This is a genomic window from Marinomonas dokdonensis, from assembly GCF_052747885.1.
The window spans coordinates 360,918-376,416 of record NZ_JBRAND010000004.1; the positions used below are offsets into that span (position 1 = coordinate 360,918).

A 15,499-nucleotide genomic window follows, 5' to 3' on the forward strand; every position below is an offset into this window, starting at 1 on the left:
TTGTTATGTAATTAGCAAGTAACTGGGTTTGGTTTTTCTGGATCTAAGCCAAACTTAGCGATCGCTTCACTAACTACAGATGCATCGATCACACCGTCTTTTACCAGCGCATTCAAAGCAGAAACAACAACCCAATAACGGTTGATCTCGAAGAAATGACGCAATTGCTCACGTGTATCACTGCGACCGAAACCGTCTGTACCAAGGACATTATAAGTGCCTTTGATAAATGGACGGATTTGGTCAGCAAACAATTTAACGTGGTCAGTTGACGCAATAACCGGACCATTGCCGTCTAAGCATTGTTCAACATAAGACAAACGTGCTTCTTGTTCTGGGTGAAGCATGTTCCAACGACTAGCGTCTAAGCCTTCACGACGTAGCTCATTGAAAGATGTCACACTCCATACATCAGAGTTCACACCATAGTCTTCGAAAAGAATTTTCGCAGCAGCTTCAACTTCACGCAAGATCACACCAGAACCAAGCAATTGAACTTGTTTCTTATTCGTTTTCTTCTGATTCGTTTGCAGCTTGTACATACCTTTGATGATGCCATCTTCAACGCCTTCAGGCATATCTTCATGAGCATAGTTTTCATTCATCACTGTTAGGTAGTAGAAAACACTTTCTTTATCTTGGTACATACGACGCAAACCGTCTTGTACGATCACAGCTACTTCGTATGAGTAAGTAGGATCATAAGAGACACAGTTAGGAATCGTACCTGCCAAGATATGAGAGTGACCATCTTCGTGCTGTAGGCCTTCACCGTTTAGGGTAGTACGACCTGCTGTAGCACCGATCAAGAAACCGCGTGCTTGTGAGTCACCAGCTGCCCATGCCAAGTCACCAACACGTTGGAAACCAAACATAGAGTAGTAAATGTACACAGGAATCATAGGTAGATTACTGTTGCTGTAAGACGTCGCAAGCGCTAACCATGAAGAGAATGCACCGGCTTCGTTGATACCTTCTTGAAGGATCTGACCGTCTTTAGACTCTTTATAGTACATGATCTGTGTGTGGTCATGTGGCGTGTAACGTTGCCCTTCACAGCTGTAGATACCTAGCTGACGGAACATACCTTCCATACCAAATGTACGTGCTTCATCGGCCAAAATAGGCACAACACGCTCACCGATCTTCTTGTCTTTAACCATGACGTTCAAGGCGCGTACAAATGCCATAGTAGTCGAAATTTCACGACCTTTAGTACCAGCAATTTGTGCTTTGAATGCTTCTAGTGAAGGCACTTCAAGCGCTTCACAGTCACGACGACGTACTGGGAAGTCACCACTCAATTCCTTACGACGAGAGCGCAAGTATTGCATTTCAGGGCTGTCTTCAGCAGGACGGTAGTAAGGAAGATCTTTAAGCTCTTCATCACTGATAGGAATGCCAAACTTGTCACGGAATTGAGCCAAAGACTCTTCATCCAATTTCTTAGTTTGGTGGGCGGTGTTTTGTGCTTCCGCCGCTTTAAACATGCCGTAACCTTTAACCGTTTGGGCAAGGATAACAGTCGGCTGACCTTTGTGGGCAGTCGCTTCTGCATAGGCTGCATAAACCTTGTATGGATCGTGACCACCGCGATTAAGATTCATAATCTCATCGTCAGTCATGTCTTTAACCATCTCTAGCAATTCTGGGTATTTACCGAAGAAATGCTCACGAGTGTAGGCACCACCGTTAGCTTTGTAGTTCTGAAGCTCGCCATCGCAAACTTCGTTCATACGCTTAACAAGCAAACCTTTCGTGTCTTTTTCAAATAATGGGTCCCAATGACGGCCCCATAGACACTTAATAACGTTCCAGCCGGCACCACGGAAGACGCCTTCAAGCTCTTGAACGATTTTGCTGTTACCGCGTACAGGGCCATCTAGACGCTGTAGGTTACAGTTGATAACAAAGATCAAGTTATCTAGGCTTTCACGGCCTGCAAGGGCAATGGCACCTAAAGATTCTGGCTCGTCACACTCACCATCACCAAGGAACGCCCATACTTTACGATCACCTTGATCGATCAAGCCACGGCTGTGCTGGTACTTCATCACGTGGGCTTGGTAAATAGCTTGTAGTGGGCCAAGACCCATAGATACCGTTGGGAACTGCCAGTAATCAGGCATCAACCAAGGGTGTGGGTAAGAGGAAATACCTTTACCATCAACTTCACGGCGGAAGTTATCAAGCTGTTCATCAGTCAAACGACCTTCAATGTATGAACGAGCATAAATACCTGGAGAAATATGGCCTTGGAAGAACACCATATCAGCTTCTTGCTTACCGTCACCACCACGGAAGAAGTGGTTGAAGCCGATATCGTAAAGCGTTGCTGCTGATGAGAAACTCGTGATATGGCCACCCAAAGTAGAGTCTACTCGGTTTGCCTTCATTACCATCGCCAACGCATTCCAACGAATGATAGAGCGTATACGACGCTCCATAAATACGTCACCTGGTAGTGGTTTCTCGTTTTCTGGAGAAATCGTGTTGCGATAAGGTGTCGTGATTGATGATGGTAAATTTGTACCCGCTTTTGACGCTTCGCTCGACAATTTATTTAAAATATATTGCGCGCGTTCAGGGCCTTCTTCACGAAGGACAGACTCAAGCGCATCAATCCACTCTTTGGTTTCAATTGGATCAATGTCTTCGAGAATATGCTGCTCAGTCATTGTATTAATAACTCCCGCTATTAGAACAGTACTTAACCAACCAAGGTCTATCTATTTTTTTAAAGCCTTGGCGGCTACTTAAACGAACCGTCGGAACAGTATGAATAGCCATAACTATTCCAGCCAACTAACAAAAAGCATCTCTACTGAATTCAAGATGCCTGTTTATTTTTTCAATGACATTTTTTTATTATTTTGACTTACGGCGTCACTGCATCGACCACCAAAAGATCTAGTCGGTTCGCTTCCTATTGGGTTTGGTTCATCAAACCCATAAATAAGCTTTTGCAAAACATACAGCTGTACCGTATGAAAACAAAAACACTCAAATCTCTATCATAGTGAACACCAAGACCTGCATCGTTTTTTATTTTGGATGTGGTCCAATCATAAAATATCCACTGAATTTTCACTTAAAAATACGGTCAATATTTTACGATATATAGGGCATTCGGACGTAAGACTATCATCTAATCAATAAATCGCCTAGCCACCCTACCCAAGAATCCGTGCATTTACCCTATGAAAACGGCTATTTGTCATACAGATAAGTCACTATTGCTTCTCTGAGATCCTTACCACTCCACTGTAAAATTATGAGCAAACACTAACATTCAGCAAATGGATAGCAACCATAAAATTTAGTTATACGTGTTTTTCATTGATTTCTATCTACTAAACACCCCCATTTCGTACAAAAAACAACCAAACATTTGCTTAATAAATTAGCGTGATGACACAATTATGATGACCATCAAGCTTTTCACAGAAAACTTAGTGTAAATTGGGCAATAAGAAACATTCGTAACTGACTATAGATAAATATACGGCTACAATATTGAATTTCGCTTAACAAGAATTAGGATAAATCATGGTCTCGCTGGACAATAAAACAACTGAAGACATGAAGATACAAGTCGCTTTCGCTCTTCAAGAAGATATTGGTGATCTTGATATTACTGCCCAATTGATCCCAGAATCTCAACACATTGTCGCCAACGTTATTAGCCGTGAGTTTGCCATCTTATGTGGTCAGCCATGGGTGGAAGAAGTATTTCGCCAACTGGATGAGTCCGTAAAATTGACTTGGCATTTCCCAGAAGGTCACTCACTTAGTGAAAATCAGATCTTTTTAACCTTAGAAGGTAATGCGCGCAGTATTTTAACCGCTGAAAGGACCGCTCTTAATTTCTTACAAACACTTTCTGCTACCGCTACGGTTACTCATCATTATGCAAGCTTAGTGGCCGACAGCAAATTAACCATTCTAGACACTCGTAAGACACTGCCTGGATTACGTCACGCGCAAAAATATGCCGTGCGTGTCGGCGGCGGACAGAATCATCGCCTTGGCCTTTATGATGCCTTTTTAATCAAAGAAAACCATATTATGGCAGCGGGCTCTATTGCTAACGCCGTTTCTATGGCCAAACAGATTGCCCCCGGCAAGCCTATTGAAGTTGAGACTGAAAATTTATCGGAAGTTGCGATGGCTGTTTCGGCTGGCGTCGACATCATAATGTTGGATAATTTCTCTTATGAAGATATGACCATTGCTGTTGAAGAGTACGGCCATAGAGTCAAATTTGAAGCATCCGGTAACATGGATCAAGAAAAGCTAGTTAGAGTGGCGCAAACCGGAGTGGACTTCGTATCCATTGGCGCCCTTACCAAACATGTTCAAGCCATCGACCTTTCTTTACGGGTAGCTTAGGAGTCATTATGCAAGACAATATTTTAGTCGTTAATTGCGGCAGCTCTTCGTTAAAGTTTGCAGTGCTTGCTAATGCAGGACAGCAAACCCTTGTCGAGGGCATAGCCGAAAGACTCGGCAGCGATGAGAGCCTTATTAGCATTAAGTACCAAGGTGAAAAATCACAATCACCTTTAATAGAAGGCACTCATAAAGAAGCGGTCACTGTGATTAAACAATGGCTAGATCAGCACCCAGATATTCTACAGGGTCTCGTTGGTATTGGGCATAGAGTTGTCCATGGTGGTGAAACCTTCGCTTCCTCCATCATAATTGATGAGTACGTTATCAACGGCATTGAAGAGTGTGCTAAATTTGCTCCTCTACATAGCCCAGCACACATTAAGGGTATTGAAGTAACTTTTGAGCTGTTTCCAGGCATTCCACAGGTGGCGGTTTTCGATACTTCTTTCCACCAGTCATTAGAAGCAGAACAGTACCTCTACCCTATCCCCATGTCCTACTACCGTAACCATGGCTTTCGTAAGTACGGTTTCCATGGCACCAGCTACCGCTACATTAGCCAACAATTAGCGAAAACCTCTCCAGGCAGTGAACAACAAGGGGTGTTGGTTGCACACTTGGGTAATGGTGCCAGTACCTGTGCCATCAACCATGGTCAATCCAGTGACACCAGCATGGGAATCACGCCATTAGAAGGGTTGATGATGGGCACGCGCAGCGGCAGTCTAGATCCAAGTCTTATTTCCTTTATCAGTCAAGCTGAAAACATCAGTCAAGACGCCGCTCTAGATGTACTCAATAAACAAAGCGGCTTATTAGGTGTTTCAGAATTATCCAATGATTGCCGAACGTTAGAAGAAGCCATGCTGTCTGGGGACGAAAGAGCCAAGTTGTCGTTGGATATCTTTGCCTCTCGCACTGCAAAATATTTGGCAAGCACAGCGACCACATTAGACAGCATTGACCATTTAGTCTTCACGGGTGGCATTGGCGAGAATTCAGTTTATTTACGTGAGCAAATTTGTCAGCGCTTAAAGGCTTTTGGGATCAAGCTTGATGAAACCAAAAACCAACAAGCGCCTAGAGGCGAAATCAGTAATCTAACTAATGAAGGTTGCCAGACTCAAATTTGGGTTATCCCAACTAATGAAGAGTTGATGATCGCCCTGGACACCATTTCACTTATTCAGAAATAACCGAGATGACTTATTTGTCGTCTTATAAGGACTTATAACTATGTCAATCAATGTACTCATGACCGTACCAACAGGCCCAGGTGTTGGTTTGACCTCAGTCTCGGTTGGCTTGGTCAGAGCTTTAGAGCAGCAAGGTCTAAAAGCCAGTTTTTTCAAACCTATCGCACAACCACAACCGGGGGATTCAGGGCCTGACAAATCTACCGCAATGGTCGCGCAAGGTTCCACCCTTACCCCTTCTGAACCTATTCCGCTGCATGAAGCCGAACGTTATTTATATAACGACAACATAGATGAGCTCATGGAAGAAGTGGTCGGCCGTTTCCAGGCTTGTGTTGAAGCTGACTCTACCGTGATTGTGGAAGGTCTTGCTCAGATTCCAGGCCACCCATACGCAACACGCCTTAATAAAGCCATTGCTCGCACCCTAGATGCTGGTCTTGTGTTGGTGACGGCTCCAAAAGATATGCGTGTTAATGAGCTGGAGCATCATGTAGAAATCGCTGCTGGCTCTTATGGTGGCATTAAAGACCCAGATGTTATCGGCTGTATCTTAAACAAAACCACACCAGGCTCTTTGGGTGTGAAATCCTACGGTGATTTATTTGCCCAACGCAGTATTTTTAAACGCAACTTTAGCTTGTTAGGTCAGATTCCTCGCTCCGAGGAACTTACCTACCCAAGGGTAAAAGACGTAGCTGACTTTCTACAAGCTAAGGTGGTTAATGCCGGTGAGATGGAGAGCCGTCGAGTGCACTCTTATACCTTGTGTGCCCGCGGTGTTGAAAACATGCTGGAAGCGCTAAAACCTGGCGTATTGGTTTTCACCCCAGGAGACAGAACCGATATCATCATGGCCACTGCCATTGCGGCATTGAACGACACAAAAATCGCTGCGCTTGTATTAACAGGCAATTACCAGCCCAGTGAAGCCCTTATGGCCTTGTGCGGTAAAGCTATGGCAAAAGGCTTACCTATTCTTTCTGTTGCGTCTAATAGCTGGGAAACGGCTATCAATATGCAGTCTTTTAACCAAGAGATACCTTTAGATGACAAAGAGCGTATCTTGAATGTTAAAGAACATATTGCCCGCTGTATCGACCATGATTGGATTAATTCATTTGCCCTAAACCAAGACGAACGTAAGCTTTCACCACCGGCTTTCCGTTATCGTTTGATTGAGCAAGCTCGCTCACTTAACAAACGCATCATTCTTCCAGAAGGAGAGGAGCTTCGTACCATACAAGCGGCTTCAATCTGTGCAGAGCGAGGCATTGCTCGCTGTACTTTATTAGGTAATGAAGCTGAGATCATCCGCATTGCGCAAAACAACGGTATTGAATTGAGCCATGGTGTGGAAATACTTGATCCTGCCAGTATTCGTGATCGTTATGTGGCGCCTATGGTCGAATTACGTAAACACCGTGGTTTGACGGACATTGTTGCCAGAGAACAACTTGAAGACAATGTTGTGTTAGGCACCATGATGCTCCAAACCAACGATGTTGATGGTCTGGTATCGGGTGCTATTCACACCACAGCCAACACCATTCGCCCTGCTTTACAGTTGGTAAAAACATCTCCTACCGCATCTCTTGTATCGTCAGTATTCTTCATGTGTCTACCTGATCAAGTACTTGTTTATGGGGACTGTGCCATTAACCCAGACCCAACAGCCGAGCAGCTCGCTGAGATTGCCATTCAAAGTGCTGACTCTGCGACAGCGTTTGGTATTGCACCGAAAGTTGCCATGATCAGCTACAGTACTGGTGGCTCTGGTACAGGTAATGACGTGGACAAGGTACGAGAAGCTACTCGCATAGCTCAAGAGCTAAGACCTGATCTATTAATTGATGGTCCGCTACAATACGACGCAGCTATCATGGAAAAGGTAGCGAAACAAAAAGCACCAAACAGCAAGGTTGCTGGTAAAGCTACCGTGTTTATCTTCCCAGATTTAAATACAGGTAACACTACCTATAAAGCCGTTCAGCGAAGCGCAGATGTGGTCAGTATCGGGCCTATGTTGCAAGGGATTCGTAAGCCAGTAAACGACCTATCTCGCGGCGCCTTAGTTGACGACATTGTCTACACTATTGCCATCACTGCCATTCAGGCAGGACAGGTTGCACATTAATTAGGCCCTTAAAAATAAATCCAACTCAGTCGTTTACTGAGTTGGATTTATTTTATATGGTGACTAAACTTAAATTGTTCCATTAACTCATTTGGTGATTAAAATGTCAGGTAGCCTACCTCATGCTATAGCCGCTTCAAGCACCTTGAGTGTTAACCAACGGCCTATACAAGAGCAATTCGACCAACGCTCTGACGATGATAACAACCTTGCTGCCCAACATTCTAGAAATGCCAAAGCATCGAGTGATTTGGTGGTTACTGTATCCGAAGAAAGCCAAGCCCTTGCAGAACAAAATCGCCAAGTATCCATTGATGAGCTGAAACAACAAGCAGAACAACTTAATCAACAACGCCAGCTAGAACGACAAAGAGAAGAATACCTTGCCCGTGAGCAACTGCTTATTGAAGAGCAACAACAGCTTGAGCGCTACCAACAACAAACTAGAATAGGAGACCGGCTTGATACTTTAGCCTAATCCCAAATGACGCTTAAGCAGGATGCTAGAGCGTAAATCTTCAAGGAGAGAAGAATGAGAAACCGACGCTTACAGGGTGGCTTCACCCTATTAGAACTTATGGTTGTTATTGCGATCATCTCTATCATTGCCAGCCTATCCGCCCCCTCTTTTGTTCGTCAAATCGCCAAAGCCAAATTAGTTGAAGCACAGAACATCGCCACACAGCACCAAGCCATAGTAGAAGAATTCATACTGATTAATGGAGCTTTCCCATCCTCCACACAATTCTCCCCCTTAAAACGTACTCTCCCTGATAATTCAGTTGTTAAATCCGTACAGGTTAAAGATAACGACGGAATGACAGGACATATAGTGATTAGTCTCAATGCAGATGCGGGTATTGATGATGGGCAGTATTTTGATTATCAACGAGATAGCGATCAAAACTGGAAGTGCACTTCAGATCTTGAACAAGCTCTGTTGCCTAGCCATTGCCAGGAGATTGAAGAATGACTCTAGAACAAATTCTCAGTAATGCCATTGCGAATCATGCTACAGACATTCATATAGCCCACATAGATGACCTTACTTACATCTCTCAACGTGTTTATGGCCAACTCGAAACGATCGAGTTGCAAAGACGAGATTGTCATTTAGTGAATCGAATTAAAATGCGGGCAAACTTAGATTTATCAGAAAGTCGTCGCAGCCAAGAAGGTCAGTTCTTATATGAGGACCATAGGTGCCAATGTTTTGTCCGCGTCAGTATTATTTCCACCATTAAAGGAGAAAAAGTTGCCTTACGATTACTACCTGATAAACAAAGGCTCACAATCAATCAGCTGGGTTTTCCGAATGGCTTATTAAACAGCCTAGAAAAAGCGCTCGACCATTCCCATGGGTTAATTTTAGTTTGCGGAGCAACAGGCGCCGGAAAAAGTACAACCTTATATGCCTGTTTAGATAAATTAAACACAGGTCAAAGAAGTATTTTCACTATTGAAGATCCAGTGGAATATGAAATTTCTGGCATTAATCAATGCGAGCCCAATGATGCCATTCAAATGACCAGTTCTGACTTGTTAAAGGCATTTCTACGTCAAGACCCCGATGTGATCATGGTTGGTGAAATCCGTGATACACATACAGCCAATTTAGCCGTTAGCGCCGCGCTTACAGGGCATTTAGTGCTTGCCACACTGCACACCAATTCACCATTGGATGCCATCCATCGTTGCCGAGCTTGGAATGTAGATTTCTTTTCTTTGGTCAGCTCACTTCAGCTCATCATTCATCAAACTATGTCCTACAAGGATGCATCTGGATACGCCGCCTTTAGTGCCATTGAGCCTAATTGGCAAGGCACCCTACCAAACAGCTATGAAGTCTTAATTGAGCAACCTACCCTTTGGAGCGCCCACTAAAAGACTAGGAGTGAGTAAAGCCTATGCCTTGGTTTAAAATATACACAACTAAGAATCAGCACGAATTTCGATTCCATGAAAATCCCGATACGCTACTCTATGACTACCTAGCACTTGGGCTATGGCAAATTAAAATAACCTGCTGGAATCCAAAGCCTTTTCATTATAAGGGTTTATTGTTTTTTTATAGGGAGCTACACAGTGCATTGCTTTCTGGGCTTCAACTAAAAGACGCCTTTGAACATTTAACTAGATCCAATACCAATCAGAACTTCTGCGATATTAACCAAGCAATCTTAAATGAGTTAGATCGTGGTAACAGTCTTAATAGTATTCTTAATCGTTTATCCCACAAACAAACGCAAGCCTTTTGCCAATTAATCAATGAACACGGCTCCAGAGAAGATTGCATTGCTAGCCTTGAGCTGTCTATCTCTCAATTAGACGCTTTGCTCTCTTGGTCGAAACGATTAATTAAAGCATTAATGTACCCCAGCTGTATTATTCAAATTGCCTTCCTGATGATGATGGCCAACCAATTACTACTATCAACTGAATCACCTGATAGTAATATGGACTTAGTAATTATCCTCACTCAATACATTTTGATCACGAGTGTACAAGTCTTGTTATTCAGAGCACTTATCACGGGCCATGCTTGCACTTACGTCGAAAAATACAATGAGCATTTTCGTTTAACGAAACTTTTCATCATTATCAATACATTACGGAAATCCGGTTATGCCTTTCAACAAGCCCTACAGCAAATGCCTAACTATTTTGTTCATAAAGGGTTACAGGCCGAAATACTCAAAACCTATTACGCTTTAAAACTGGGTAAAAGTTATGTTGAGAGCTTTCCCAAAAATTGGTTTCCACAGCAAGCAGAACTTGCTCTTCATAGTGCCGCCAAAGATGGCAATATTGAACGAGCATTAACCCTTGCTGCGTCCCAACATGAAAAGCGCTGGCAACGAAACATTAATATTTTTGAGAAAACCCTACCTGTTATCTGCCTACTCATTGCTGGTGGTTTTGTTGCAAAAACGCTACTTGTCCTATACAGCCCCATGTTTAATCTTTCACCATGATGGATCAATCATTAACCCTAGCGATCATCTTCCTAAGTCCTTTTCTAGGCAGTTATAGTGCGTATTTTTGTATAAACTGGCCAAAACAACAAGATCTATTATGGCGTAGAGAGGCTCACGAAATTCTCGACTTAGAATTCAAGCCCATAAGCTATAGTGGGTCTTTCTGGAAAAGCGACTGCTGCCAGAAGCCCCTTAAAATCCATCACCGCCTTCCAGTTATGGGCTACATCCTTAACCAGAGAAGATGCCCATCATGTAATAACTTTCTTTTTAAGCTTTACCCTGCACTAGAAGTAACACACCTGATAATAGCAATCCTTTTATCTCTTGTAATACCTAACGCGATTAGCCTTATATTAAATCTCCTGATTTTAAGCGCTTTAGTAACACTCTCTAGGATTGACTTTAAAACAGGCTACATACCCGACGAATGCTGTCTTGTCATACTCGTTTGCGCACTAACCATTCAATTAAATACACACACTCTTTCTAGTCATGTTCTGGCTATGATGCTTGCCTTCGGTGCACTCTTCTTGCTGAGATATTTCTTTTCAATGTTTAAAAATCAAGAGGTTATGGGGCTGGGGGATGTAAAGCTTTACTCAGTAATGGCAGCTTGGCTGGGTCCTAGCGCTTTAACCAGTATTTTACTGGGTGCAAGCCTTATGGCCATCTTGTACACTTTAGCCATGCTTATAACCAACTCTAGAGTAAGCAAAACATCCCAGATAGCTTTTGGGCCTTTTTTGGCAATATCAGGAATAGTAGTGTTTTTTTATTATGCTCAATAACCCCCCTATTATTGGCCTTGCTGGTGGCATAGGTTCCGGAAAAAGCACCATTGCAAAACTGTTTAACGAGCTTGGCATTCAATCTGTCGACGCTGACGATGTGGCAAGACAGGCGGTGGCAATCGGCACACATTGCCTTACAGCCATTCACTTACGTTATGGTGATGACATATTGCTAGACGATGGCTCACTTAATAGAAGTCTGCTCAGAAGTATAGTTTTCGATAACAGTGACGAAAGAAAATGGCTTGAACAACTCACTCATCCAGCCATTAGAAAACAGCTTCTAGAGGAACTAAACCAAGCCACTTCACCCTATGTCTTGATGGTCCATCCGCTTCTTTTTGAAACAGGTCAAAACTCCCAATGTCAATTCACTATCGCCATCGATGTTCCTACATCTTTACAGCGGGTACGGGTAATGAATCGGGACAATACCAGTGAAGTCAATGCAGATAAAATAATAGCTTCTCAGTTAAGTAATGACGAACGACTCTCTAAAGCTGACTTTGTATTGGAAAATACTGGTAATATTATTGATTTGAATGGTAAAGTTCATAGATTACACAAAGAAATTTTAGAGTTATTATGACAGATAACAAAATATCACAAGCAAAAATTGCTTGTCCGACTTGCAGTAAAAAAGTGGTCTGGTCTACAGAGAATCCAGATCGACCATTTTGCAGCTCGAAGTGTAAACTCATTGATTTAGGTGAATGGGCAAATGAATCTTACGCAATCCCCCAACAGACATCCGAAGAGGACGAGATATTTTCAGAAGATCTGAGGGTTGATGCGAATAAATCATTTTTATAAATCTTAAACAGGAAGTTTACAACACATGCATTCTCAAAATTTTTCAAAGAAAAAAGCACTGCTGATAGAAGATATGGCGGAAGCGCGTATTATGCAGAAGAAGATGCTTAATGACTTTGGATTTGGCTCTATTGAGATTGCAATGAAGGCAGAAATTGCCATCGAATTACTACAAAACACCACTTTCGATGTCATATTGTCAGATTACAATCTTGGTCGTGGTAAAGATGGTCAGGAGCTTTTGGAAGAGCTACGCCATTCTAACCTTATTCCTCACACCACAACCTATCTAATGGTAACTGCTGAAACCTCTATTGAGATGGTAATGGGCGCCATCGAGTTTCAACCAGACGGCTACATTACCAAACCCTTCTCTCAAGCAGTACTACAACGCCGACTTGATAAGATGTTAACCATGAAGGAAAAATTACTTCCGGTTAACCTAGCATTAGACGCGGGCGACCTTAAGAAAGCCATCACGGAAGCAAAAGTTATCGCCGAGGAACACCCTCAACTTGCGGGTAAATGCCAGCGTATTGTCGGTGAAAGTTACTTAAAACTTAAAGACTACAGAAATGCAATTGCTGTCTTTAATAAAACCCTAAATGAACGAAAAATGCCTTGGGCATTGTTTGGCAAAGCACAAGCAAAATTCCATATTGGCGAGCTAGATAAAGCGGAACAAATGTTCCGCCAGCTCATGATGGACAATCGCTTCTTTGTAAGTGCTTATGATTGGTTAGCAAAAATCAAAATGGCGCAGAACTTACCACAAGAAGCCCAGCAAGTTTTGATTGATGCGGTTGAACGCTCACCGAAAAACCTAATGCGTCAAATTGAATTGGGGAAGGTTAGTTTATCCCTTGGAGATTACGACATAGCGGAGACAGCCTATCGTAGAGCGGTATTTCTTGCCAAAAACTCTTGTTATAACAGTCCTGAAATATATTTTGGACACCTTAAGTCTATTGTCAAAATTGCTCAGGAAGAGCACTTACTTAGTCGACATGAAGGTAATTTCAACAATACACTAAAAAAGCTTCACAACTTGTTTTTTGATCAACCTTCTGTTCGTGCTACCTGTTACTCCTATGAAATCGATTTGCTTCTTGCTAAAAATGATAAGAAAAATGCTAAGCAAGTATTTAATACTTGGAGTGCAGAATCCAACTCAAAACAAACTACCCCTTTAAGCGATGAACAAATAGCCACCTACCAAACTGCTTTCGGAGCCTGACTATGAAAAACTTGGACATCAGCACCATATTAGCCAGTGCTATTCATGAAAGTAAAAACCAAGTTGGCACCCTGCTCTACAAATTACAGTCTTTAAAAGATACCCTTCCCCAAAGTGATCAAAACCAAGACAAGATAGTGACCATTGAAGAGTCATTAAAAAAGCTCAATGATGAGTGGGTGGAATATCTGTATCTCTATAAGCTGGCTTCTGACGGCTACGAATTACATATAGATACTTTTTTAATGGATGAGTTTTTAGACGATCAAACCTTCGCCCTACAACCATCCGCCAATGCCAAGTCTCTAGAGCTAGAGTATCAATGTGACCCAAAACTTATTGGCACATTTGATGAACGATTAATGACTGCTGTAGTGAGTACGGCTGTCTATAATGCTATCCGCTTTGCAAAATCTAAAATTTGCATAAACGCCAGTTTGGACAATGGTTTCTTAGTGCTTGCCATTGATGATGATGGCAAAGGTTTTGACAGTGATTTAATAGAAGATACCAGTGACTTCGATGAGTCTAATACAGGTCTAGGGCTCTATTTCTCTGCCCTTTCAGCCAATGCTCATCAGCTTAAAGATACGAAAGGTTTTATTAAACGTGAAGTGTCATCGCTACTGGGTGGCGCACGCTTAGCGGTTTATCTGCCTCAATAGACACGTTGTTGACTCATAAAAATAAGGCCCGCCTAAAATTTTAGTGCGGGCCTTTTTAATATTATTTAAAACCTAGCGCTTGATTCTGCTCACCACTAGGAAAATCGCTCCAAATAAAATCCCCCAAAATGCTGAGGCAATGCCAGCGAAAGACAACCCAGATACAGTCACTAAAAACGTCACTAAGGCCGCTTCACGAGTAGCATCTTCACCCAGAGCATTTTTCAAATTAGTTGCTATAGTGCCAAACAAGGCGATTCCTGCTAACGCTGCAATCATGGCAGCAGGAAATATAGAAAACATAGCGACAACCGTGGCACCGGCCATACCCGCAAGCATATAGAAGACACCAGCCGATAAGCCTGCAATATAGCGCTTAGCTGGATCTTTATGACACTCATCACCTGAGCAAATAGCCGCGGTAATGGCCGCTAAGTTAAACGCAAAACCGCCTAATGGCGCTAGCACAACGCCAGCAATACCTGTCCACGAAATCAACGGGGAAACCGGTGTTTGATAGCCAGCATTTTTCATTACCACCACACCAGGGATATTTTGTGAGGTCATGGTAACAATATAAAGAGGAATACCAATACCAATAATGGCCCCAAGATTCCATTCTGGCCATACCCAATGAAAGCTCCCTAATGTAAGGGGAATTTCACCCATACTCGCACTATTATCATTCAGCAGGACCCAAACAACGCCTGTGACTAATACCACTAACACTGAATAGCGTGGAACCACCAGCTTGCTAACCAAGTACGCCAATAACATGGCGCCTACTAAAAATATATTACTTTCAAAGGATGTAAAAACAGCAAGACCAAAATTAAACAGCACCCCTGCTAACATGGCACAAGCGATTGGTAAGGGCACCCAGCGCATGAGTTTATCAAAGCCACCAGTCAATCCTGTGATGGCGGCTAAGCCACTGGCAAAAACAAATACACCAATGGCCTCAGGGTAACTAATAGCCCCTAGGCTTGTGGCTAAAAGTGCGGCACCGGGAGTCGACCAAGCGGTAATGACAGGGGCTTTATACCATAAAGAGAGAAAGAAGCAGCTTAACCCCATGCCAAGACCAAGCGCCATAATCCAAGAAACGATAGTCGCAGGGTCCGCACCAGCGGCTTGAGCCGCCTGAAACACAATTGCCACTGAACTTGCAAAACCAATTAAGACGGCAACAAAACCTGCCACAATGGCACTAACACTTAAATCCCTTAACACACATTTTTCCTTAACATAATAAAAGCGCCCATATAGGGCGCTTGATATCCA

14 protein-coding genes are annotated in these 15,499 nt (G+C 42.9%); 12 read left to right on the top strand and 2 right to left on the bottom strand.

All coding sequences use genetic code 11. The features are described 5' to 3' along the window. Nucleotides 1-11: 11 nt before the first annotated feature. Nucleotides 12-2,678, bottom strand: coding sequence for a pyruvate dehydrogenase (acetyl-transferring), homodimeric type (gene aceE / locus ACUM5Y_RS12540; RefSeq protein ID WP_445977214.1), 2,667 nt, complete (start codon nucleotides 2,676-2,678; stop codon nucleotides 12-14). 871 nt (nucleotides 2,679-3,549) lie between these two features. On the opposite strand from aceE, the gene nadC reads away from it, so the two are divergent. The 12 genes from nadC (at nucleotide 3,550) to ACUM5Y_RS12600 (ending at nucleotide 14,215) form a co-directional block, all read left to right on the top strand. Beyond that, on the top strand, nucleotides 3,550-4,392 hold the full coding sequence (gene nadC, locus ACUM5Y_RS12545) for a carboxylating nicotinate-nucleotide diphosphorylase (protein ID WP_445977215.1): 843 nt from the start codon (nucleotides 3,550-3,552) through the stop codon (nucleotides 4,390-4,392). Between the two features lie 8 nt (nucleotides 4,393-4,400). Further along, nucleotides 4,401-5,591 carry an acetate/propionate family kinase gene (locus ACUM5Y_RS12550; protein ID WP_445977216.1) on the top strand — a complete coding sequence of 397 codons (1,191 nt, stop codon included), beginning with the start codon at nucleotides 4,401-4,403 and terminating at the stop codon, nucleotides 5,589-5,591. Between the two features lie 40 nt (nucleotides 5,592-5,631). Next, nucleotides 5,632-7,728: a phosphate acetyltransferase gene (gene pta, locus ACUM5Y_RS12555; protein WP_445977217.1), complete on the top strand. Its 2,097-nt coding sequence runs from the start codon at nucleotides 5,632-5,634 to the stop codon at nucleotides 7,726-7,728. A gap of 103 nt (nucleotides 7,729-7,831) precedes the next feature. Beyond that, nucleotides 7,832-8,206, top strand: a complete 375-nt coding sequence (locus tag ACUM5Y_RS12560; protein ID WP_445977218.1) for a hypothetical protein — start codon at nucleotides 7,832-7,834, stop codon at nucleotides 8,204-8,206. Between the two features lie 54 nt (nucleotides 8,207-8,260). Then, nucleotides 8,261-8,701, top strand: coding sequence for a pilin (locus tag ACUM5Y_RS12565; RefSeq protein ID WP_445977219.1), 441 nt, complete (start codon nucleotides 8,261-8,263; stop codon nucleotides 8,699-8,701). Continuing rightward, a complete protein-coding gene (locus ACUM5Y_RS12570; protein ID WP_445977220.1) occupies nucleotides 8,698-9,612 on the top strand; it encodes a GspE/PulE family protein in 915 nt (304 codons plus the stop codon). The genes ACUM5Y_RS12565 and ACUM5Y_RS12570 overlap by 4 nt, the downstream gene beginning before the upstream one ends. 23 nt (nucleotides 9,613-9,635) lie before the next feature. Next, entirely contained in the window at nucleotides 9,636-10,703 is a 1,068-nt protein-coding gene (locus ACUM5Y_RS12575) for a type II secretion system F family protein (RefSeq protein ID WP_445977221.1), read from the top strand. Continuing rightward, complete coding sequence (locus tag ACUM5Y_RS12580) at nucleotides 10,700-11,497, top strand: prepilin peptidase (RefSeq protein ID WP_445977222.1); 798 nt, start codon at nucleotides 10,700-10,702, stop codon at nucleotides 11,495-11,497. The genes ACUM5Y_RS12575 and ACUM5Y_RS12580 overlap by 4 nt, the downstream gene beginning before the upstream one ends. Then, a complete protein-coding gene (gene coaE, locus ACUM5Y_RS12585; protein ID WP_445977223.1) occupies nucleotides 11,487-12,089 on the top strand; it encodes a dephospho-CoA kinase in 603 nt (200 codons plus the stop codon). Before ACUM5Y_RS12580 ends, coaE begins: the two co-directional genes overlap by 11 nt. Further along, nucleotides 12,086-12,313: a DNA gyrase inhibitor YacG gene (gene yacG, locus ACUM5Y_RS12590; RefSeq protein ID WP_445977224.1), complete on the top strand. Its 228-nt coding sequence runs from the start codon at nucleotides 12,086-12,088 to the stop codon at nucleotides 12,311-12,313. Before coaE ends, yacG begins: the two co-directional genes overlap by 4 nt. Nucleotides 12,314-12,338: 25 nt before the next feature. Then, nucleotides 12,339-13,550 carry a response regulator gene (locus ACUM5Y_RS12595; protein ID WP_445977225.1) on the top strand — a complete coding sequence of 404 codons (1,212 nt, stop codon included), beginning with the start codon at nucleotides 12,339-12,341 and terminating at the stop codon, nucleotides 13,548-13,550. Nucleotides 13,551-13,552: 2 nt separating this feature from the next. Then, a complete protein-coding gene (locus ACUM5Y_RS12600; protein ID WP_445977226.1) occupies nucleotides 13,553-14,215 on the top strand; it encodes a sensor histidine kinase in 663 nt (220 codons plus the stop codon). Between the two features lie 72 nt (nucleotides 14,216-14,287). On the opposite strand, the gene ACUM5Y_RS12605 is transcribed toward ACUM5Y_RS12600, so the two are convergent. Further along, nucleotides 14,288-15,496 carry a benzoate/H(+) symporter BenE family transporter gene (locus ACUM5Y_RS12605; protein ID WP_445977270.1) on the bottom strand — a complete coding sequence of 403 codons (1,209 nt, stop codon included), beginning with the start codon at nucleotides 15,494-15,496 and terminating at the stop codon, nucleotides 14,288-14,290. Between the last annotated feature and the right edge of the window lie 3 nt (nucleotides 15,497-15,499).